Consider the following 21,034-nt stretch of genomic DNA (forward strand, 5'->3'; position numbering starts at 1 on the left):
ACGGCCGTTTCTGGTCGCCAACGCGAACACGACCTTCAAGGAAGCGTTCCAGATGGCGGACGAGGTGCTGCAGCAGGGCGTGCGCGGCATCACCGACCTGATGGTCATGCCGGGCCTGATCAACCTCGACTTCGCCGACGTGCGCTCGGTGATGAGCGAGATGGGCAAGGCGATGATGGGCACTGGCGAAGCGTCGGGCGACAGCCGCGCGATCGAGGCGGCGCAGCAGGCGATCGCCAACCCGCTGCTCGACGGCGTGTCGCTCAACGGCGCCAAGGGCGTGATCGTCTCGATCACGGGCGGCGACGACATGCGCCTGCTCGAGGTCGACGAGGCCGCGAACCATATCCGCGAACTGGTCGACGACAACGCCAACATCATCTGGGGCTCGGCGTTCAACCCCGAGCTCGAGGGCAAGATCCGCGTGTCGGTCGTCGCAACGGGGATCGAGGCCGATGCGTCCAACGCCGCCGCGCCGCAGAGCGCTCCGGCCGAGACGCGCAGCTTCTCGTTCGGATCGGTCCGCCGTCCGCTCGCGCCCGCGGCGGAAGCTCCGGCGCCGGTCGCGGCCGAACCGGCCGCCGCGCCCGAGCCCGTCGCCGAACCTGGTTTCTCGGTGAGCGAGCCGGAGACTGCGTCCGCCGACGACGAGCTGACGCTCGAGGCGCCGCTTCCCGCCGAGGAATCCGCCGCCGAAACCCCGCAGGCTGCCGATGCGGACGAGCTGGTGCTGGGATCGGACGCGGTGGTGCCCGAGGCCGCGCCGCAGACCTTCGGTGCCGACGACCTCCCGCCCGAGCCGACGATCCGCCGCCGCTGGCTCACCGGGGGCGACGACGAGCCCGCGCCTGTCGCGGAGCAGCCCAAGCCGCGCACCGGCGGCACGTTGTTCGAGCGCATGGCCGCGGCGCGCAACGCGCCCAAGGATGAGGGCGACAAGGATCCGCTCGACATCCCGCGCTTCCTCAACCGCCAGAACAACCAGTAACCGGGCCGCCCGCATGGCTTCCATGCGGGCTCCCGCCGCACCTTGTCGCTACGTTGACCCGCTTCGGCGACCTTGGCCGCGTTCGACAGGGCAGGTTCAGGTGCGCGCGGGTGTAGCGGCCTCAGTCGCATGAACGCTGATTTCCGTCTCCTTCTGGGCGCCGCCGCGCTCGCCGTCTCCGTCCCGCCGCCCGCCGCCGCGCAGGAGGTCGCGCCGCCCGCCACCCCCAATGCCGACCGGCTGGCGCAGGAGATGCGCACGCTCGCGCGCGACCCGCGCAACGTCCGCGCATTGCTCATGGCAGGCGAACTCAGCGCGCGGCTCAACGATCCGTCGGCCGCCGCGGGCTTCTTCGCCCGGGCTCAGGCGCTCGATCCAACCAATCCGCGCGTGCTCGCCGGGCAGGCGATGGTGATGGTGCGGATGGAGCGCCCCGGCGAGGCGCTGCGGCTGTTCGCCGAGGCCGAGCGGCGCGGGCTGGCGATGGAGGAATATGCTTCCGACCGCGGGCTCGCCTATGACCTGGTCGGCGCGCAGGCGCAGGCGCAGCGCGAGCATCGCGTGGCGATGCGGCGCGATCCCGACGACGAGACGCGGCGGCGCCTGGCGCTGTCGCTCGGCATCAGCGGCAATGCGACCGAGGCAATGACGGTGCTCGATCCGCTGCTCCGCCGCAGCGACCGCGCGGCGTGGCGCGCGCGGGCCTTCATCCTGGCGATGACCGGCGACGCGGCCGGCGCCGACCGCATCGCCGCGAGCATGATGGGCGGGGTGGGCAGCGCGCTGGCGCCCTTCTTCCGGCGGCTGCCGACGCTCAACGCGGCGGACAGGGCGTTCGCGGTGCATTTCGGCGAGCTGCGCAAGACACCGGCGCGCATCGCCGACGCGCAGCTGGCGCCGCCGCTGCCGCGGATCGCGAGCGAACCGGGCGCCGCACTGGCGTCGGCGGAACCGCCGCGTCGCCTCGTGCCCGCTCCCGTCGAGGCTCGCCGCGGGCCGATCCTGAGCGCGGGCGGACGCGGCGCTGCGGCGCGGCGGCGCGAGCAGGAAGAGGCAGCGCGCAAGGCCGCGGCGGACGCGGAGGCGCGTCGCGTCGCGGAGGCGCGCGTGGCGCAGGAACGCGAGACGCGGCGCCTGGCCGACCTCAAGGCGCAGCAGGAGCGCGAGGCGCTGGCGGCGCGGCAGCGCGAAGCCGAGCGGCTCGCGGCGGAGCAGCAAGCGGCGCGCGACGCCGAGGCGCAGCGCGTGGCTGACGCGCAAGCCCGCGAACGCGCCGCGGCGGAACAGGCCGCGCGCGAGGCGGAGATGCGGCGCCTGGCTGCCGCTGCGGCGCCTGCGCCCGAACCGGCGGCCACGACACCAGCGGCAACGCCGGCGGAAACGCCCGTGACGCAAGCGGCCACGACACCGCCGCCCGCGCCCGGCTTCGGGACCGCACCCGGCGCTTCCGATCCCGCGCCCGTCCAGACGGCGCAAGCCACGCCGCCCGCGCCGCGCATCGGCGGCGAGGACAGCGTCATCGCGCGGATCATCGCGGGCATCACGATCCCGGCGTCCGAGCTCGGCGTCGAGCCGATGCCGAACCATCGCCCAGTCCAGCCGGCGCCCGTCGAACCGGCCCCGGCCGCCGCCTCCCCGCCGGTCGAGACCGCCAAGGCCGAGACACCGAGGCCGCGTCCGGCCGCTGCGCAGCCGAAACCCAAGCCGGAGCCGGAAAAGCCCGAACCCGCGAAGCCGCGCGGCAAGACTGCGGACCCCAAGGCGACCGACGCCAAGGCCAGGACTGCCGACGCGAAGGCAGCCACCCAGACCGCCGCCAAGACCAAGGCCAAGCCCGATCCGGCCAAGACCGAGCCCGCGCGCCACTGGGCGCAGGTGGCGGGCGGCGCGAATGTCGGCGATCTGCCCAAGGCGTGGCGCAGCCTCGTCGCCAAGGCGCCGGCGGAATTCCGCGGCAAACAGGCCTGGACCACCCCGCTGCGCTTCACCAACCGCTTGCTGGTCGGTCCCTTCAAGACCCCGGGCGAGGCGCAGGCCTTCGTCAACGCGATCGGCAAGAAGGGGCTATCCGCCTTCGCCTGGACGAGCGAGGCGGGGCAGAAGATCGAGAAACTCGCCACGAAATGATCTATCGCGCGGCGATGGCGATTCGCACCCCGACATCCGACGGAGCCGCGTGAGGGGCCTGGCGCCCTATGCCAGCGACCCGGCCGAGAGCCGCGGCCGTCTTCACGAAGAACAAAACAGCACCGCACGCGGCCCGCGCGACGCCTTCCAGCGCGACCGCGACCGCATCATCCACTCGATCAGCTTCCGCCGCCTGCGCCACAAGACCCAGGTGTTCATGGCGCCCGACGGCGACCATTTCCGCGTGCGGCTCACCCACAGCCTCGAAGTCGCGCAGATCGGCCGCACCGTCGCGCGCACGCTCGGCCTCAACGAGGATCTGACCGAGGCGCTGTGCCTGGCGCACGATATCGGCCACCCGCCCTTCGGCCATGCCGGGGAGGATGCGCTCAAGGCCGCGCTCGCCGGGCAGGGCGGCTTCGACCATAACGGTCACACGCTGCGCGCGCTGACGACGATCGAGCGGCCCTATCCCGGCTGGGACGGGCTCAACCTGAGCTGGGAGACGCTGGAGGGGCTGGCCAAGCACAATGGCCCGGTACGCCATCCCGGCTGGGCGCTGGCGGCGGCGGATGCGGCATTCCCGCTGGAGCTTGACCGGCACAGCTCGCTCGAGGCGCAGGTCGCGGCGATCGCCGACGACATCGCTTATGACAATCACGACATCGACGACGGGCTGCGCGCCGGGCTGCTGACGCTCGACCAGCTGCTCGAGGTGCCGCTGGTCGCGCGCGGCTGGGACGCGGTGCGTTCACGCTTCCCCGATGCCGACGCCAAGCGGCTGATGCGCGAGCTGGTCCGCGCGCAGATCGGCGTGATGGTCAACGACCTGCTCGAGGAAACGCGGCGGCGGCTGGCCGAAGCGGGGGTGGAACGCGCCGGGGATGTCCGTGCCGCCGGCCGCGCGCTCGCCGGCTTCTCCGATGCGATGCGCGACGCGGAGCGCGCACTCAAGCGCTTCATGTACGCGAACCTCTACCACCATCCGCGCCAGCTCGCAGCGGCGGAGACGGCGCAGGGGATCGTGGCGGGGCTGTTCGCCGCCTATTCGACGGATCCGGCACTGATGCCGGAGGGTTGGGGCGACTGCCTGCCCGCGGACGAGCCGTGGCGCAGCCGCCACATCGCCGACTTCATCGCCGGCATGACCGACCGCTACGCGATCACGCGGTATCGCGAAGCGGTCGGCCCGATCGATCTGCCCGAGGGGTTTTAGGCCCAACTCGAACCGTATCGGGGCCTCCTCACCCTTCCGGCGCTTCGCGCCTCCCTCCCTCTCCCATTGGGAGGGAAGGGGCCCGCCGCCGATAGGCGGTGGGAGGGTGAGGGCGTTCAGCTCAGCGCTGAGCCGTCTCGACCTTGCCGACGAGCGGCTTGGCGATACGGAACGACACCGGGTTGCCGCCGACATGGCCGGTGACGCGCTTGCCGCGCACGGTCAGCTCATAGGCCGAGCCGCCCGGCAGGCTCTTGCCCGAGATCACGGTGGTCTCGCCGCGCTGCTCGGCGGTGTAGACATAGGTGACGCCGTCACGGGTGAAGCTGCGCTCGCCGGCATAAGCGGCGACCGGAAGGCTCAGAAGGACAGCGGCGCTGATGAAGGTCTTGATCACGATCTTTCTCCCTTGCTGGTGAGCCAGATCGACATCCCCTTATGTTCTGCAGACGGTTGTATGTTGCGATGCAGCAACCGCCAATCGCGAAGGATGCATGCGCGATTGCGCTCCGCGCAGCCGTCCAACCGTTCTGTTCCATCGATGAAATGCGCGGTTGGGTAAAGATTTGCGACAAAGCGCGCGTAGCTTGGCTCGCGAACGATCAAGGGGTTAGCACATGTCTGAAGCCAGTATCGCCCTGAACCGCTTCGGCCTCGGCGCGCGCGCCGGGGGGGCGGAAGGGGCATCGAAGGTGGCGCTGCTCCGCCAGTTCGAGCGCTTCGAGGTGCTGCCCGCGGCGATCGCCGCCTACCCGCGCACCACGACGCTCGCCGCTCAGCTCGCCGCCGACTATGCCAACGTGCAGATGGTCGGGCGCGAGGCGCGGCGCCAGGGCATCAAGACCGAGGTGGCGACCGAGGAGGCGCGCAAGATCGCGCGGCAGCGCGGCCGCGAATATTACAATCAGGCCGTGGGCGTGCGCGCGCAGGCGGCGGTGGCCAGCGATACGCCGTTCGTCGAGCGCCTCGTGCATTTCTGGTCCAACCATTTCGCGGTCTCGGCCGACAAGCAGCAGATGGTCGGCCTGGCCGGCGCGTTGGAGTTCGACGCGATCCGCCCGCATGTGCTCGGCACGTTCCGCGACATGCTGCATGCGGTCGAGCGGCATCCGGCGATGCTGCTCTATCTCGATCAGGCGCAGTCGGTCGGGCCGAACAGCCCGGCGGGCCAGCTTGCCGCGGAGCGCCAGGAGAAACGGCGCGTCGGCCTCAACGAGAATCTGGCGCGGGAGATCCTCGAGCTGCACACGCTCGGCGTGCGCACCGGCTACAGCCAGGCCGACGTGACCGAATTCGCCCGCGCGATGACCGGCTGGACGGTATCCGGGCTGGGCCGCGGCCAGGGCGCGCGGCTGGTGCGCGGCGCGGGCGAGGCCGGTCAGTTCTTTTTCGCCCCGCGCATCCACGAGCCGGGCGTGCGCACGATCATGGCCAAGAGCTATGGTCAGCAAGGCCAGGCCCAGGCGGCCGCGGTGCTCGACGATCTCGCCGCGCATCCGGCGACCGCCAGGCATCTCGCGGTCAAGCTCGCGCGTCACTTCGCGGGCGACGATCCGCCGCCGGCACTGACCGCCAGGCTCGAGGCGGCCTATCTCAAGTCGGGTGGCGACCTCCCCACCGTCTATCGCGCGCTGGTCGAGGCGCCCGAGGCGTGGGCGCCGCAGCCGGTCAAGTTCAAGACGCCGTGGGAATGGTCCGTGTCGGCAATGCGCGCGCTCGGCACGCAGGAGATTCCCGCCCAGGCGGTGCTCGGCCTGATGACTCAGCTCGGCCAGCCGGTGTGGCGGCCGGGTTCGCCGGCCGGCTATGACGACATCGCGGCGAGCTGGGCCGGCCCCGACGCGGTGATGCGCCGGGTCGAGGCGGCGGAGCGCTTCGCCGCGCGCACCCGCGAGACGATCGACCCGCGCGCGCGTGCCGCCGAACTCTTCCCGGGCGCACTCAGCGCCACCACCAGCCAGGCGATCGCCCGTGCCGAAAGCCCTGCCCAGGGCGTCGCGCTGATGCTCGTCTCGCCCGAATTCATGCGGAGATAGTCCAATGCTGAACCGCCGCAATTTCGTCCTGACCGGTACCGCGGGCGCACTTTCGCTGGGCTTCGCGCCGCGCCTCGCCTTCGCGCAGGCCGCAACCGACAAGCGCTTCGTCTTCATTATCCAGCGCGGCGCCGCCGACGGCATCGGCACGCTGGCGCCGGTCGGCGACCCCGCCTTCGCCGCTCAGCGCGGCGTGCTCGCCGAGGAGTTCGCGCAAGGGACCAAGCTCGACGCGATGTTCGCGCTGCACCCCAATCTCAAGAATGTCGCGCAGCTTTTTGCGGCGAAGGAGGCGCTGTTCGTCCACGCTGTCGCCTCGCCCTATCGCGATCGCTCGCATTTCGACGCGCAGAACGTGCTCGAGACTGGCGGTACGTCGGCCTATCAGCTCAAGGACGGCTGGCTCAACCGGCTGCTCGCGGTGCTGCCCGACGAGGAGCGCAAGGCGATCGCGGTCGCCGCGACGATCCCGATGGCGATGCGCGGCAAGATCGAGGTGACGTCCTACGCCCCGTCGGTCCTGCCCGACGCGTCGGATGACCTGCTCGCGCGCGTCGCCACCCTCTATGCCGGGGATCCGCAGCTCCACGCGCTGTGGCAGCAGGCGACCGCGACGCGCACCTTGACCAGCGATCTCGGTGCCAATGGCGGGCGCAACGCCGCCGCGACCGGCGCGCTCGCCGCCAAGCTGCTCGCCGCCGGCAATGGTGCGCGGATCGCGATGATCGAGACCGGCGGTTGGGATACGCATGCCGGCCAGCGCGGGCGGCTCGGCAACCAGCTCAACGGGCTCGACCAGATGATCGCGGCGCTCAAGACCGGGCTCGGCCCGCTGTGGGGCAAGACGATGGTGCTGGTCGCGACCGAGTTCGGCCGCACGGTCAAGGTCAACGGCACCCAGGGCACGGATCACGGCACCGCGTCGGTCGCCTGGCTGCTCGGCGGCGCGGTCAAGGGCGGGCGCGTGGTGGCCGACTGGCCCGGCCTGTCCGACGCCGCGCTATTCGAAGGCCGCGACCTCAAGCCCACCGCCGGCCTCGACGCGGTGATCGGCAGCGCGGTCGCCTCGCACTTCGCGATCGATCCGCAGCGCGCAATGCCCACGCTGTTCCCCGATCAGAAGAGCGCCAGAGTGATCGACGGTCTCGTGCGCGCCTGACCGTAAGGTTTCAGCCGCAACCATTGCTTCGCCGCGCGATAGGCACGATGCCTTGGCGCGGTGCGGCATCGTGCCTACTTGGCGCGCATGGCTCGTGCCGATCCCCAGCCAGCGCCCGAGCGCCTCGACCGCACCGGCCTGCTCCAGGGGCTCGGCGCGTACGGCATCTGGGGCCTGTTGCCGCTGTTCTTCTGGCTGCTCCACGGCGTCGATTCGGGCGAAGTGGTGGCGATGCGCGTGCTGTGGTCGGTCGTCCTGCTGGGCGTGCTGATCGTCGCGTTGCGCCGCGTGCCGCAGTTCCTCGCCGCCATCCGCAGCCGCCGCGCGATGACCTATCTCGGCATCAGCGCCGCGCTGATCTCGATCAACTGGCTGGTCTATGTCTGGGCGGTCCAGCACAACCACGTGCTCGAGGCGAGCCTCGGCTATTTCCTCAACCCGCTGGTCAACGTGCTGCTCGGCGTGGTGCTGCTGCGCGAGCGGCTGGGCGCGGCGCAGATCGCCGCGGTCGCACTCGCTGCGATCGGCGTCGCGGTGCTCGCGGTCGGCGCGGGGACGGGCATCTGGATCAGCCTCGCACTCGCCTTCAGCTTCGGCTTCTACGGGCTGGTGCGCAAGATCGCGCCGGTCGAATCGCTCGAGGGGCTGACGATCGAGACCGCGATCCTCACCCCGATCGCCGCGGGTTATCTGTTCTGGCTATCGGGCCATGCCGGGCTCGGCTTCGGGCAGACGCCGCTATGGACCGTGGTGCTCGCCATCTCGGGCGTGGTCACCGCGACTCCGCTGCTGCTGTTCGCCGCCGCAGCCCGCCGGCTGCCCTATTCGACGCTCGGCCTGCTCCAGTATCTCGCCCCGACGATGCAGTTCCTGCTCGCGATCAGCTTCTTCGGCGAGCACATGACCTCTGCGCATGCCGTCTGCTTCGCGCTGATCTGGTCCGGGCTGGCGATCTACGCCGTCAGCGGGATCGTGACTGCACGCCAGCAGCGTCGCGCCACTGCGTGACGAACGCGCGCGGGTAGGCTAGAGCCCCGCGCTTCTGCAATCATCGGACCCGCAAATGACGCTCTACACCCGTTTCGCCGCTCATCTGGATGCTGCCCTCGACGCGCTCGTCGCGTCGGGCGACCTGCCGGCGGGGCTGGAGCGACGCGCGGTGACGGTGGAGCCGCCGCGCGACGTGACGCACGGCGACCTCGCGACCAACGCCGCGATGGTTCTCGCCAAGCCGGCCGGCACCAACCCGCGCGCGCTGGCCGAGAAGATCGCGGCCGAACTCGCGAAGCTCGACGAGGTCTCGGCGGTGTCGGTCGCCGGGCCGGGCTTCATCAACCTCACGCTGACCGACGCCACCTGGCGCGGCGAACTCGAGGCGATCAACGCCGAAGGCGACGCCTATGGCCGTTCGCGGATCGGCGCGGGCCTCACCGTCAACGTCGAGTATGTCTCGGCCAATCCCACGGGCCCGATGCACATGGGCCATTGCCGCGGCGCGGTGGTCGGCGACGCGCTCGCCAGCCTGCTCGAATGGGTCGGGCACAAGGTCGTGCGCGAATATTATGTCAACGACGCGGGCGGGCAGGTCGACACGCTCGCGCGCTCGGCGCACCTGCGCTACCGCGAGGCGCTGGGCGAGGACATCGGCGAGATTCCCGAAGGCCTCTACCCGGGCGACTATCTCAGGCCGGTCGGCGCGAAGCTCGCGGCCGAGCATGGCGACAAATTCGCGTCCGCGCCCGAGAGCGAATGGCTCGTGCTGTTCCGCAAGGAAGCCGTTGCCGCGATGCTGGTGATGATCAAGGCCGATCTCGCCCTGCTCGGCATCCATCACGACCTGTTCGCCTCGGAGGCGGAGCTTCAGGCCGCGGGCAAGCCAGAGGCGGCCGAGAAATGGCTGCGCGAGCACGACCTGGTCTATGACGGCATGCTCGAAGCGCCCAAGGGCGAGACCCCCGAGGACTGGGAGCCGGTCGAGCTGCCGCTGTTCCGCTCGACTCAATTCGGCGACGACCAGGATCGCCCGATCAGGAAGTCGAACGGTCAATGGACCTATTTCGGCGCCGACCTCGCCTATCATTTCCAGAAGGCGCAGGCGGCCGACCAGCTGATCGACATCTGGGGCGCCGACCATGCCGGCACGGTCAAGCGCATCGTCGCCGCGGTCGCGGCGCTCACCGGCGGCAAGACCCGTTTCGACGTCAAGCTCGTCCAGATGGTGCGGCTGCTGCGCGCGGGCGAACCGGTCAAGATGTCCAAGCGCTCGGGCAACTTCGTGACGCTCGCCGATGTCGTGAACGAGGTGGGCAAGGACGTCGTCCGCTTCACCATGCTGACGCGCAAGGCCGACGCCCAGATGGACTTCGATTTCGCCAAGGTGGTGGAGGCGTCGAAGGACAATCCGGTGTTCTACGTCCAGTACGCCCACGCCCGAGTCGCGTCGCTCCATCGCCGGCGTGCGGATGCAGGAATTGCATGCGCGAGCGCCGACCTGTCCCTGCTTGATACACGCGAGCTGGCGCTGGTGAAGCTCGCCGCGCAGTTCCCGCGTGTCGTCGAGGGCGCCGCCGCGGCGCGCGAGCCGCACAGAATCGCCTTTTATCTCTATGACTTGGCGGCCGAGTTCCACGCGCTGTGGAACATGGGCAACGACGATCCCGCGCGCCGCTTCCTGCTGCCCGACAATGTACCGGTGACTTGTGCCCGGCTTTTCCTCGCCGATGCGATCGGGCAGGTTGTTCGCAATGGCCTCAGCATCATGGGCGTGGAGGCGGTTCAGGAGCTGAACTGATGAACGCAGGAGAGGATAAGCCGGTCGAGACCGAAGCCGACGCGGCGGCGGTCGACGAGTATGAGAGCGGCGACCGGCTGCCCTGGCTCGAGACGGCGGACGAGGATTATGAGGAGCGGCCGCCGGTGGCGCGCACGCTGTGGCTCGTCGCCGCCGGTCTCGCGGTCGTGCTCGCCGCGGTCGGCGGCTGGTGGGCGCTCCAGCGCAATGGCGGCGGGGGCGGAGGTAGCGGCGCGCTGATCAACGCGGCCGAGGGCGACTATAAGGTCAAGCCCGACGATCCCGGCGGGATGAAGGTCGACGGTGAGGGCGACACCGTCTTCGCGGCGAGCGAAGGCGCGACCACCAACGGCTCGATCAATGTCGGCGCGCTGCCCGAGGCGCCGGTCGCGGGCAAGGCCGCGCCCAAGGCGACCCCGGCGCCGGTGACCGGATCGAGCCGCGTCACCGCGCCGGTTCCCGCCGCCCCGCCCGCGGCCCGCGCGGCGGCGCCGTCGCAGCGCGCGCCGGGACCTTCGGCGGGCAGCTCGGTGATCCAGCTCGGCTCGTTCCCGGTCGAAGGCAGTGCGAACGGCGCCTGGGCGCGGCTGTCCAAGCGGTTCGACTATCTCGCCCCGCTCGGCAAGTCGGTCGAGAAGGCCGAGGTCAACGGCAAGACCGTCTATCGCCTGCGCGTCAACGCCGGCTCCAACAGCCAGGCGCGCGAGCTGTGCGGCAAGCTGCGAGCGGCGGGCGAGGCGTGCTTCCTGGCGCCGAACTGAGTACCGGCCGAGCGCTTTCCACTGGAAAAGTTGGACTTCGCCTGATCTAGTCGGCGGATGATCAGTCGGTTTGGTTCGGTCGTTCGAATGCGTGCGAGGGTCTCAACTTTGTCAACTTGCGCGGTGGAGGACGCGGCATGAAGCCGGTCATCTTCGGCCTGTCGGGCGCCGAGCTCACCGCCGACGAGCGCGCCTTCTTCCGTGAGGCGGACCCGCTCGGCTATATCCTGTTCAAGCGCAACTGCGTCGATCGCGCGCAGATGCGGGCGCTGACCGACAGCCTGCGCGAGCTTTCCGGCCGCGCCGACGTACCCGTCCTGATCGACCAGGAGGGCGGTCGCGTCGCGCGGATGCAGCCGCCCGAATGGCCCGCGTTCCCCGCGGGGCCCGCGTTCGACAGCCTCTACGATCGCGCGCCCTCCTCGGCGATCGAGGCAGTCCGGGCCAATGCCCAGGCGCTCGCGCTGATGCTGGCCGAGGTCGGGGTCAACGTGAACTGCGCGCCGTTGCTCGACGTGCGCCAGTCCGAGACGACTCCCGCGGTGGGCGAGCGGACCTTCGGCAGCGAGCCGATGCAGGTCGCCGCGCTTGGCCGGGCGATGCTCGACGGACTCGCGAAGGGCGGCGTGGTCGGCGTGGTCAAGCACATGCCGGGCCACGGCCGCGGCGTGGTCGACAGCCATTACGAGCTGCCGGTGGTCAAGGCCTCCGAGGCCGAGCTGGAGCGCGACATCGCGCCGTTCCGCACGCTCAATGGCGCGCCGATGGGGATGACCTGCCATGTCGTGTTCGAGGCGTGGGATGCCGATCGTCCCGCGACGCTCTCGCCGACGGTGATTTCCGAGGTGATCCGCGGCCGTATTGGCTTCGACGGCCTGTTGATGACTGACGACATCGACATGAAGGCGTTGTCGGGCACCGCGGGCGAGAAGGCGGCGGCGGCGATCGCCGCGGGATGCGATGTCGCGCTCGATTGCTGGGCGCGGATGGAGGAGATGGTCGAGATCGCCGGGCGGCTCGGCGATGCGTCCGAGGCGACGCTGGCGCGGCTCGAACGCGCGATGGCGAGCGTGCGGCCCGAGGAAGCGCCGATGGATGCGCTGCTGGCGAAACGGGACGAGCTGCTTGCGCTGGCTTAGCGCCCTTCGTCACGCCGGCCTTGTGCCGGGGTCCACTGCACGCCGAGCGATGCGGCATGAACTGAAATGTCAGCGCACGCGGCAAGGTGGACCCCGGCACAAGGCCGGGGTGACGGGAAGAGTCTCATGAGCGAGGCGACCGAAACCCTGACGATCGACATTGACGGCTGGGAGGGGCCCCTCGACCTGCTGCTCGCGCTGGCGCGGACGCAGAAGGTCGACTTGCGCCAGCTCTCGATCCTGCAGCTGGTCGACCAGTATCTCACCTATGTGAACGAGGCGCGCGAGCTCAAGCTCGAGGTCGCGGCCGACTATCTCGTGATGGCGGCGTGGCTGGCCTATCTCAAATCGGCGCTGCTGCTCCCGCGCGATCCCGAGATCGAGCCGAGCCCCGAGGAACTGGCGCTTCGTCTCCAGCTCCGCCTCGAGCGCCTCAACGCGATGCGCGAGGCGGGCGCGCGGCTGGTGGCGCGCGACCGGATGGGGCGCGACGTGTTCGCGCGCGGCGCGCCCGAGGGGCTCAAGGTCGTGCGCAAGTCGCGCTGGCAGGCCGAGATCTACGATTTGATCGCCGCCTATGGCCAGATCAGCGCGCGCACCCGGCCGGTGATGCACGTCGTCGCGGTGCGGCCGGTAATGACGCTGGAGGATGCGATCATTCGCGTCTCGGAACTGGTCGGCGAGCGCATCGACTGGACGGCGATCGAGAGCTTCCTGCCTGCGGACGCCGAGGGGCCGTACCGCAAGTCCGCGCTTGCCTCCTCGTTCGTCGCCGCGCTCGAGCTGGCGCGGCAGGGCAGGGTGGAACTCAAGCAGAAATCGGCCTTTGCGCCGCTTTACCTCAAGGCTGCCCAGGCATGACTCCTCCCGACGAGACGATGCGTGCGGTGGAAGCGGTGTTGTTCGCGTCGGAGGACCCGCTGTCGGTGGCGGATATCCGCGCCTATGTCGGCGAGGAACCCGATGTCGCGGCGGCGCTGGCGGCGCTCGCCGAACATTATGCCGGGCGCGGAATCGAGCTGGTCGAGCGCGGCGGGCGCTGGCATTTCCAGACTGCGGCCGACCTCGCCAATTTCCTGCGTCGCGATCGCGAGGACAGCCGCAAGCTCAGCCGCGCGGGAATCGAGACGCTGGCGATCATCGCCTATCACGAGCCGGTGACGCGCGCCGAGATCGAGGCGATCCGCGGCGTGCAGATTTCGAAGGGCACGCTCGACGTGCTGATGGAGGCGGGGTGGATCCGCCCCGCCGGCCGGCGCGAGGTGCCGGGGCGCCCGCTGATGTTCGCCACGACGGCTGAATTCCTCACTCATTTCGGCCTCGCCAGCCGCCGCGACCTGCCCGGAATCGACGATCTGCGGGCGGCCGGATTGCTCGATCCCGTCGACTTGGCGTTCGAGGCCGCGCATTCCGGTGCGGAAAACATGGAAACCGCTGACGAAGAGGACTAGATAGCCCGGGAATCAACGGAGAGTTCCGATGGGTGGTATGAGTCTGATGCACTGGCTGATCGTCGGTGTTCTCGTGATCCTTCTGTTCGGGGGCAGCCGCTTCTCGAACATGATGGGTGACGTGGCCAAGGGCATCAAGCAGTTCAAGAAGGGCATGGCCGAGGAAGACGAGATGGCCAAGCCCGCCGAAAAGATCGAGGCGAAGCGAGTCCCCGACCCGCAGCCCCAGGCGCAGACCGAAGCGCGCCCGGCGCACGAAGAGCGCTGACGCGACCGGCCCGGGGCGCTCCCGGGCGGCGCCGGAGTGACGGGACCAGATGCTCGATTTCAACGCGCCCGAATTCCTGGTGGTGGCGATCGTCGCCCTGCTGGTGATCGGGCCCAAGGATCTCCCGAAAGCGATGCGCTTCGTCGGCCACTGGGTCGGCAAGGCACGCGGGGTCGCGCGCCAGTTCCGCAGCGGCTTCGACAACATGGTCCGCGAGGCCGAACTGGCCGAGATGGAAAAGAAGTGGGCGGAAGAGAATGCGCGCATCATGCGCGACTATCCGCCCGAGAAGGCGCTGCCCGCGCCGGTCTATGATCCCAATCCCGACGGCGCGGCGCCGTCCACGGTCGAGCCCGAAGATGTGCCGCCAGCGACGGTCGAGCCGCCCGCGCTGAAGCCGGACGCCGCCGATGCGGTGCTCGACGAAGCGCCGGCCAAGCCCGCCCGCAAGCCTCGCGCGCCGCGCAAGAAGGCTGCGTCGTGAGCGACGCCGACGAACTCGCCGGCACCGAAGCACCGCTGCTCGATCACCTGATCGAGCTGCGCCGACGGCTGGTCTATTGCGTCGCCGCGCTGGTGCTGACCTTCCTGGTCTGCTTCTATTTCTCCAAGCCGATCTTCGGCGTCCTGGTGCAGCCGCTGGCCAAGGCGGGGCAGGACCGGCTGGTGTTCACCCAGATCTTCGAAGCCTTCATGGTGCAGATCAAGGTCGGCTTCTTCGGCGCGCTGATGCTGTCTTTCCCGGTGATCGCCAACCAGCTGTGGCAGTTCGTCGCACCGGGCCTGTACCGCAAGGAGAAGAAGGCGCTGCTGCCGTTCCTCTTCGCGACGCCGATCCTGTTCGCGCTGGGCTGCGCGCTGGCCTATTTCTTCGCCATTCCGGTGGCGCTGCACTTCCTGCTCGGGCTCGAGGGCGACCTGGGTGGCGGCGTCAAGCAGGAGGCCCTGCCCGCGGTCGGCAATTATCTCGATTTCGTGATGCAGTTCCTGTTCGCCTTCGGCATCTCGTTCCTGCTGCCGGTGCTGCTGATGCTGCTCGAGCGTGCGGGGATCGTCACCTATGAGCAATTGAAGGGCGCGTGGCGCTATGCGGTGGTGGCGGCGTTCGCGGTCGCTGCGGTACTGACTCCGCCGGATATCGGCTCGCAGCTGTTGCTCGCCGGACCGCTCTGCGGCCTCTATTTCCTGTCGCTGGTGGCGATCTGGTTCACGCGGCGCCGGCGTGAAAAGGAAGCGGCGGCCGAAGCCGCCGCAGGGGAATAGGCTTTACCAGCCCGATTACTTGGCGTCGTCCGCGGTCTTGGCGACCGTGTCGCCCGCCGATTTGACGTCCTTGCCGACGCCCTCGACCGTATTGCAGGCCGACAGAGCGAGGCCGCTGGCGATCAGCGCCAGCGCAAGAACCTTACGCATCATATTTCTCCACTCGTTGCGAAGCTTGAAATGCTCGACCAGCCGGATTCGTTCCGCAAGCGTTGCGGTGCAAAAATCTGCCGGGATGAGAAAGAATTAGGCCCGGACGCGTCACCGGGGGGGGGAGGGTTGACGCGTCCGGGCCTGTTTCGTGGATAGCGAGAGCGGGGGGGCAAAAGGTCACTATCCGAGGTGCAGAACGATGCTTCCGACCAGTGGTTCCGCGTCGCCGCGAAATTTTTTCGATTTTTTTTAGAGCCGCCCGGGGGACGTGACCGGCAGTTCGAAGCTGCCCGTCACCGCGTCGTGCCGAAGCTGCGAGCGCAGCTGGCGGGCCAGGCCGCCGATCACGCGGCCATAGCGGTTTTCGTAGAGGCTGGTGAATTCCGGGCTTTCGGCCAGCGCCGGCGACTGGATGCGGAGCATCGCCTGGCCCGGTTCCTCGACCGCGTCCTTCATCGAGATATGCAGCTGCGCGGTCGCGCTCGAATTCATCGCCAGCTCGACGATCTCGGTGATCAGGAAGGCGATCGCGACGGCATTGTCCTGCGACACGAGCCAGGGATCGATATCGAGCACGATCCCCACGGCGGTGTCGTCGGGGGCGGTGGCGCGGATATTCGAGGCGAGCTCGCCGATCACCGGCCGGATCTCGATCCCGCGCGTCTCCTCGAACCCGGCATAATGGTGGCGATGGACCACCGCGAGCGCATCGACGCGGCGCTGGATCGAGGCATAGGCGGCGAGCGCCTCGCCCGATTTGGCGCCGCGCGCGTGGAAATTGATCAGGCTGGCGATCACCTGCAGGTTGTTCTTGACGCGGTGATGGACCTCGCGCGTCAGCTTGGTCTGCCGTGACAGGCCCTCGGCGAGGTCGCGCTCGTGGTCCTGCACGGTGCGGCTGAGGCCGCGGAAGGTGTCGCCGAGCTCGCGGATCTCCTGGGCGGGGATGTCGCTGCCCGAAATGGGGTCGATCAGCTCGCCCGGCTGATAGGCGCCGACGGTCGTGCGCAGCCGGCGCAGCGGGCGGATCAGCAGCCGGTCGACCACGAACCAGGCGATCCCGGCGGCGAGGAACCACATCAGGAACGGCGACAGCGCCGCGATCACCATCGACGAGGTGATCGGCGCGCTGGCGACCGCCATTTGGAGTGTCAGCCCCTGCACGCCGAGATCGACTTGTTGGGTCTCGCGCCGGTCGAGCGGCCCGCTCGACGCCAGCCTCCGCAGCTCGAGCGACTGGGCATTCCCCTCGAGCCGCATGCCATAGTCGCGCGTCATCCCGCTCGGCTCGGCGGAAGCGGCGAGGAAGGCGGTCGGGAAGAAGCCGCGCGCGATATAGCCGTCCGGGCTCACCACTTCGATCTGCGCCCCCGAATCGGGCAGCAGCCGGATGACGGATTCGCCATTCCCCAGCCGCTCGCCGCTCACCGAGGGCAGCGGCGCGCCGCACAGCAGGCGGCGGTTGTCGTCGAGCAGGGCGTAGCGCACCCCGTTCATCGCCTGCGGCTCGAACACGCCGGCGAGCCGGCCGCAATTGGGTGATGCGCCGCGCGTGGCGGGCAGCGCGCCGCGCAGTTCGCGCAGCTCCCAGGCGAGCTCGCTGCGCAACGCGCGCGCGGATTCGGCGATCGCCACGCGAAGCCGCCCGCGCACCTCCTGGTCGGCGACGCGCGTGGTCTGCAGCGAGGCGAAGAATGCGATCAGCGCCAGGGGCAGCAGGCCCGCGCTCAGGATCAGGAAGACTTTGGCCCCGGTCGGCATCCGCGCGATGGCGGCAAGGGGCCGGACGCCGGTCCGGCGCTTCAATTCATCCCCGTCCATCGGGCATGGTTAATCGAGCTTGCTCAAGAGATCGAGCAGATCGTCGGGGACCTTCTCATCCGCGGCGTCCTGATAGACGCGGCGCAGCGCCTCACCGATATTACGGTCCTTGCGTGTGGCCATCCCGCCGCCAGTCCGCCCCAGCGGCTCTTTTCGTTTCTCCTCGGCCGAACGCACTTCGTCCCCCTCAAAGCCCTGGGATGGGCGGATGCACAAAAAAACCACCGACCGCAAGATGCCGGGAACACACAGATACAAGCGTGTTCGACGCGTGAAACCATTTTACGGCTCGTTGGTTCCACTGGCGATGCGAAATCCGGGGAGGGGCCTTCTTCGGACCAGCAGCGCTACTTGCAATGCCTATGCGCCGCCAGCACAAGGGCGGCGACGCCGAAGGAGAAATACAAGACCATGTCGCTTGGACAGCAACTCGCTCCGCACCTTCCCTTCCTGCGCCGCTACGGGCGGGCGCTCACCGGGAGCCAGGCGGAGGGCGACCGCTATGTCCGCGCCACGCTGGAAGCCATCGTCGCCGCGCCGGAGGAATTCCCCCGCGACGTCGATCCGCGGCTCGGCCTCTACCGCACGTTCCAGGCGATCTGGGGCTCGACCCATCTCGAGGAATATCCCGAGGAGGTCGACGCCACCAGCGACAACGAGGCGATCGCCCGCGCCCGGCTCGCCCGGCTCGCGCCGCGTTCGCGCCAGGCGCTGCTGCTGACCGCGATGGAAGGCTTCACCAGCGAGGACACCGCCTATCTGCTCGAGGAGACGCCGGATTCGGTCGACGGCCTGGTCGCCGAGGCGCTGGCCGAGATCGACAGCCAGACGCGCGCGCGCGTGCTGATCATCGAGGACGAGCCGCTGATCGCGATGGATCTGGAGACGATCGTGCGCGATCAGGGGCATGAGGTGACCGGCGTCGCCGTCACCCGCGACGAGGCGGTGGCGCTGGCGATGGAGGACCGGCCCGGCCTGGTGCTCGCCGACATCCAGCTCGCCGACGACAGCTCGGGCATCGATGCGGTCAAGGACATCCTGGCGCAATTCAGCGTGCCGGTGATCTTCATCACTGCCTTCCCCGAGCGGCTGCTGACCGGCGAGCGGCCCGAGCCGACCTTCCTGATCACCAAGCCGTTCCAGCGCTCGACAGTGAAGGCGGCGATCAGCCAGGCGCTGTTCTTCGATCAATCGACGGTGCCGGCGGCCTGACCGATTTTGGACCGAAGTTCCATTTCTTACGGACCCAAAACGGTCCTTGCGTGTTGATGGTGCATGGCTGACCCGAACGAGAACCCGAACGACTCCATGCACATCGACACCGACCGCGCTCGCGCCGGTGCGACACCGCACATGACCCGCTACATCCTCGCGGTGTCGTTGGTGGCGATCATCGTCATCTACGCCATTTATCTGCTGCTTTGAGCAGGTTGCGGGCTGGCAGATGCGGCCGGTAAACCTATCTCGAACGTTGCCGCGCTCAGCGGAATCAACTGAACGGACCCGAATGACCGACACCGAGCAGGAAGGCGAGCAGGACAATCCGCCGGCCGAGCATGTCTCGCTCTCCGATCCCGAGTTCAAGACTCAGCTTGCGACGGTGATCCCGCACCTGCGCGCGTTCGGCCGCTCGTTGTCGGGCAGCCGCGACGTCGCCGACGATCTCGTGCAGGAAACGCTGCTCAAGGCGTGGGCGGCGCGCAAGCGCTTCCAGGCGGGCACCAACATGCGCGCCTGGACCTTCATCATCCTGCGCAACCTCTATCTCAGCCAGATGCGCCGCGCGCGGTTCAAGGGCGAGTGGGACGATCTCGTCGCCGACCGGCTGCTCGCCGCGCCGGCGAGCCAGGACCGCCATGTCGATCTCGCCGACATGCAGCGCGCGCTGATGCACTTGCCCCAGCCGCAGCGCGAGGCGCTGATCCTGGTCGGGGCGGGGGGCTTCGCCTATGAGGAAGCGGCGGAGATCTGCGGCGTCGCGGTCGGCACGATCAAGAGCCGCGTCGCGCGCGGGCGCGTCGCGCTCGAGGGGCTGATGGCCGACGGCCAGTTGCCCTCGCGCCGCGACACCGAGAGCGACGGCCGCACCGCGCTCGACACGATCATGGACGAAGTGGACCAGCTCAGCCGCGAGCGCTGACCGCGGACACCTTTCTATATCGCGACATTTCAATCCTCCCCCGCCAGGGGGAGGTGGCGCCGAAGGCGACGGAGGGGGAGGAGCCCCGCCGCTCGTTGGTCGCCGTCCGCCCCCTCCGTCAGGCTGCGCCTGCCACCTCCCCTTGGCGGGGGAGGATTGGAGATTGGCTAAAAGTCGATGCGGCCCGGCGACGAGCGGATGAATATCCGTGTGCGTGCCCGCCTCAGCGGCCCATGTGCCGCTTGTCGTTCATCTGCTTGAGCAGATGCACCATGTCTTCCGGAAGATCCGGATCGCGCTCATACGCGCCGCGCAGCACCGAGCCGATCGCGTCGTGGACGCGCGGCAACTCGACGCGATAGCCATTCTCATGGCCATTTGCGTGCCGCATATCGCTGGGTCGGTTAACGTGACGAACCATGAACATTCAAACGACCGAAGTGCCGATTTGTTGCTTGACATCAAGATTGGGGATGGTCTGACCCGGTCCGATGAATTCGATGGACGGTGATCCGGGCGCGCTGGACGCGGCGCTCGAGCGGGCGCGGCGCTGGTCGCCTTTCCTGGCGAATCTGATCGAGCGCGAGGCCGATACCGTCGTCCGGCTGGCCCGCGGCGTGACCGATCCGCTCGCGGCGGCACGCATCGACGATGCCGGCATGCCGGTGGCGCGGCGGCTGCGGATCGAGCGGCGGCGGCTCGCGCTGATGGTCGCGATCGGCGACCTTGCCGGACTGCTCGACTTCCGCGCGGCGACACGCGCGCTCTCGGAGTTCGCGGACTATGCGCTCGACACTGCGATCGCCGCCGCGGTCGCGGAGCGGGTGCCGGGCGCCGCTCCCGACGGCTTTGCCGCGATCGCGCTGGGCAAGCAGGGCAGCTGCGAGCTCAACTATTCATCGGACATCGATCCGATCCTGATCTTCGATCCCGCGAGCTTCCCGCATCGCGAACGCGAGGCGCCCGAGGAAGCGGCGGTGCGGGTCGGGCGGCGCGTGGTCGAGCTGCTGCAGGCGCGCGACGCCGACGGCTATGTGCTGCGCATCGACTTGCGCCTGCGGCCCTCGCCCGAGGTGACGCCGATCGTGCTGCCGGCGGAAGCGGCGATCTCCTATTATGAATCGCAGGCGCTGCCATGGGAGCGCGCCGCGTTCATCCGCGCGCGCGCCGCGGCCGGGGATAGGGTGCTCGGCCAGCAGTTCCTCGAAACGATCCGCCCGTTCGTGTGGCGGCGCGCGCTCGACTACGGGACGATCCGCGAGATCCGCGGCATTTCGCGGCGTATCCGCGATCACCATGCGCAGGGCCAGGCGTTCGGGCCGGGCTACGACCTGAAGCGCGGGCGCGGCGGGATTCGCGAGGTCGAGTTCTTCGCGCAGATTCACCAGCTCATCCATGGCGGCCGCGATCCCGAGTTGCGCGCGCCGGCGACGCTGGATGCGCTGGGCGCGCTCGCCGCCGCGGAGCGCATCGACCCGGCGGACGCCGCGGCGCTGGCCGAGGCCTATGTCCTGCTGCGCACGATCGAGCATCGCGTGCAGATGATCGACGACCGCCAGACGCACCAGCTGCCCGAGGGCGAGGCGCTCGACCGCGTCGCCTGCCTGCACGGGCTCGCGAGCGGGGCGGAACTGCTCGATCTGTTGCGGCCGCATGTCGAGCGCGTCGGGCGGGTCTATGATTCGTTGGAAGGCGAGGGCGCACTCCGCCACCGAGATGCT

Annotated in this window: 22 protein-coding genes and 1 pseudogene; 18 read left to right on the forward strand and 5 right to left on the reverse strand. The window is 69.4% G+C overall.

What is annotated here, in order from left to right; all coding sequences use genetic code 11:
- The 3 genes and pseudogenes from ABDV68_RS10510 to ABDV68_RS10520 all read left to right on the forward strand — a co-directional run.
- Nucleotides 1–988, forward strand: a pseudogene (locus tag ABDV68_RS10510) (cell division protein FtsZ); the annotation flags it as partial.
- A 129-nt stretch (nucleotides 989–1,117) separates the two neighbouring features.
- A complete protein-coding gene (locus ABDV68_RS10515; protein WP_343519857.1) occupies nucleotides 1,118–3,115 on the forward strand; it encodes an SPOR domain-containing protein in 1,998 nt (665 codons plus the stop codon).
- Nucleotides 3,116–3,164: 49 nt separating this feature from the next.
- Entirely contained in the window at nucleotides 3,165–4,331 is a 1,167-nt protein-coding gene (locus tag ABDV68_RS10520) for a deoxyguanosinetriphosphate triphosphohydrolase (protein WP_343519859.1), read from the forward strand.
- 121 nt (nucleotides 4,332–4,452) lie between these two features.
- On the opposite strand, the gene ABDV68_RS10525 is transcribed toward ABDV68_RS10520, so the two are convergent.
- Entirely contained in the window at nucleotides 4,453–4,728 is a 276-nt protein-coding gene (locus tag ABDV68_RS10525; RefSeq protein ID WP_343519860.1) for a hypothetical protein, read from the reverse strand.
- A gap of 220 nt (nucleotides 4,729–4,948) precedes the next feature.
- Here ABDV68_RS10525 and ABDV68_RS10530 point away from each other — a divergent pair, with 220 nt between their 5' ends.
- The 11 genes from ABDV68_RS10530 to tatC all read left to right on the forward strand — a co-directional run bounded on the left by ABDV68_RS10530 (nucleotide 4,949) and on the right by tatC (nucleotide 15,199).
- A complete protein-coding gene (locus ABDV68_RS10530) occupies nucleotides 4,949–6,367 on the forward strand; it encodes a DUF1800 domain-containing protein (RefSeq protein ID WP_343519861.1) in 1,419 nt (472 codons plus the stop codon).
- 4 nt (nucleotides 6,368–6,371) lie between these two features.
- Nucleotides 6,372–7,526 carry a DUF1501 domain-containing protein gene (locus ABDV68_RS10535; RefSeq protein WP_343519862.1) on the forward strand — a complete coding sequence of 385 codons (1,155 nt, stop codon included), beginning with the start codon at nucleotides 6,372–6,374 and terminating at the stop codon, nucleotides 7,524–7,526.
- 87 nt (nucleotides 7,527–7,613) lie between these two features.
- A complete protein-coding gene (gene rarD / locus ABDV68_RS10540; protein ID WP_343519863.1) occupies nucleotides 7,614–8,534 on the forward strand; it encodes an EamA family transporter RarD in 921 nt (306 codons plus the stop codon).
- 55 nt (nucleotides 8,535–8,589) lie between these two features.
- The gene (gene argS / locus ABDV68_RS10545; protein WP_343519865.1) at nucleotides 8,590–10,317 is read left to right on the forward strand and encodes an arginine--tRNA ligase; all 1,728 of its coding nucleotides are present in this window, start codon (nucleotides 8,590–8,592) and stop codon (nucleotides 10,315–10,317) included.
- Nucleotides 10,317–11,078 carry an SPOR domain-containing protein gene (locus tag ABDV68_RS10550; protein ID WP_343519866.1) on the forward strand — a complete coding sequence of 254 codons (762 nt, stop codon included), beginning with the start codon at nucleotides 10,317–10,319 and terminating at the stop codon, nucleotides 11,076–11,078. Before argS ends, ABDV68_RS10550 begins: the two co-directional genes overlap by 1 nt.
- Before the next feature lie 137 nt (nucleotides 11,079–11,215).
- A complete protein-coding gene (nagZ, locus tag ABDV68_RS10555; protein WP_343519867.1) occupies nucleotides 11,216–12,217 on the forward strand; it encodes a beta-N-acetylhexosaminidase in 1,002 nt (333 codons plus the stop codon).
- Between the two features lie 126 nt (nucleotides 12,218–12,343).
- A complete protein-coding gene (locus tag ABDV68_RS10560) occupies nucleotides 12,344–13,078 on the forward strand; it encodes a ScpA family protein (protein WP_343519868.1) in 735 nt (244 codons plus the stop codon).
- Nucleotides 13,075–13,668, forward strand: coding sequence for an SMC-Scp complex subunit ScpB (gene scpB / locus ABDV68_RS10565; protein WP_343519869.1), 594 nt, complete (start codon nucleotides 13,075–13,077; stop codon nucleotides 13,666–13,668). The genes ABDV68_RS10560 and scpB overlap by 4 nt, the downstream gene beginning before the upstream one ends.
- A 28-nt stretch (nucleotides 13,669–13,696) precedes the next feature.
- Nucleotides 13,697–13,936, forward strand: coding sequence for a twin-arginine translocase TatA/TatE family subunit (locus ABDV68_RS10570; protein WP_343519870.1), 240 nt, complete (start codon nucleotides 13,697–13,699; stop codon nucleotides 13,934–13,936).
- Between the two features lie 49 nt (nucleotides 13,937–13,985).
- Nucleotides 13,986–14,420 carry a Sec-independent protein translocase protein TatB gene (tatB, locus tag ABDV68_RS10575; RefSeq protein ID WP_343519872.1) on the forward strand — a complete coding sequence of 145 codons (435 nt, stop codon included), beginning with the start codon at nucleotides 13,986–13,988 and terminating at the stop codon, nucleotides 14,418–14,420.
- Nucleotides 14,417–15,199, forward strand: coding sequence for a twin-arginine translocase subunit TatC (gene tatC, locus ABDV68_RS10580; protein WP_343519873.1), 783 nt, complete (start codon nucleotides 14,417–14,419; stop codon nucleotides 15,197–15,199). The genes tatB and tatC overlap by 4 nt, the downstream gene beginning before the upstream one ends.
- A 15-nt stretch (nucleotides 15,200–15,214) precedes the next feature.
- Here tatC and ABDV68_RS10585 read toward each other — a convergent pair whose 3' ends face one another.
- The 3 genes from ABDV68_RS10585 to ABDV68_RS10595 all read right to left on the reverse strand — a co-directional run bounded on the left by ABDV68_RS10585 (nucleotide 15,215) and on the right by ABDV68_RS10595 (nucleotide 17,350).
- Nucleotides 15,215–15,349, reverse strand: coding sequence for an entericidin A/B family lipoprotein (locus ABDV68_RS10585; RefSeq protein WP_343519874.1), 135 nt, complete (start codon nucleotides 15,347–15,349; stop codon nucleotides 15,215–15,217).
- 252 nt (nucleotides 15,350–15,601) lie between these two features.
- A complete protein-coding gene (locus ABDV68_RS10590; protein WP_343519876.1) occupies nucleotides 15,602–17,158 on the reverse strand; it encodes a histidine kinase dimerization/phosphoacceptor domain -containing protein in 1,557 nt (518 codons plus the stop codon).
- 24 nt (nucleotides 17,159–17,182) lie between these two features.
- Nucleotides 17,183–17,350, reverse strand: coding sequence for a NepR family anti-sigma factor (locus ABDV68_RS10595; RefSeq protein ID WP_343519877.1), 168 nt, complete (start codon nucleotides 17,348–17,350; stop codon nucleotides 17,183–17,185).
- A 234-nt stretch (nucleotides 17,351–17,584) separates the two neighbouring features.
- Here ABDV68_RS10595 and ABDV68_RS10600 point away from each other — a divergent pair, with 234 nt between their 5' ends.
- The 3 genes from ABDV68_RS10600 to ABDV68_RS10610 all read left to right on the forward strand — a co-directional run bounded on the left by ABDV68_RS10600 (nucleotide 17,585) and on the right by ABDV68_RS10610 (nucleotide 19,313).
- Nucleotides 17,585–18,385, forward strand: a complete 801-nt coding sequence (locus ABDV68_RS10600) for a response regulator (RefSeq protein WP_343519878.1) — start codon at nucleotides 17,585–17,587, stop codon at nucleotides 18,383–18,385.
- Between the two features lie 63 nt (nucleotides 18,386–18,448).
- On the forward strand, nucleotides 18,449–18,598 hold the full coding sequence (locus tag ABDV68_RS10605) for a hypothetical protein (RefSeq protein ID WP_343519879.1): 150 nt from the start codon (nucleotides 18,449–18,451) through the stop codon (nucleotides 18,596–18,598).
- 82 nt (nucleotides 18,599–18,680) lie between these two features.
- Nucleotides 18,681–19,313 (forward strand): sigma-70 family RNA polymerase sigma factor, encoded by a 633-nt coding sequence (locus ABDV68_RS10610; RefSeq protein WP_343519880.1) that lies wholly within the window; start codon nucleotides 18,681–18,683, stop codon nucleotides 19,311–19,313.
- 223 nt (nucleotides 19,314–19,536) lie between these two features.
- Here the strand turns inward: ABDV68_RS10610 and ABDV68_RS10615 are convergent, their stop codons facing one another.
- Nucleotides 19,537–19,704 carry a hypothetical protein gene (locus ABDV68_RS10615; RefSeq protein WP_343519881.1) on the reverse strand — a complete coding sequence of 56 codons (168 nt, stop codon included), beginning with the start codon at nucleotides 19,702–19,704 and terminating at the stop codon, nucleotides 19,537–19,539.
- A gap of 100 nt (nucleotides 19,705–19,804) precedes the next feature.
- Here ABDV68_RS10615 and ABDV68_RS10620 point away from each other — a divergent pair.
- Nucleotides 19,805–21,034 (forward strand): DUF294 nucleotidyltransferase-like domain-containing protein (locus tag ABDV68_RS10620; RefSeq protein WP_343519883.1); only part of this gene is annotated, 1,230 nt, incomplete at its 3' end.

The sequence above is a fragment of the Sphingomonas sp. genome, from assembly GCF_039595165.1.
Taxonomy (GTDB): domain Bacteria; phylum Pseudomonadota; class Alphaproteobacteria; order Sphingomonadales; family Sphingomonadaceae; genus Sphingomonas.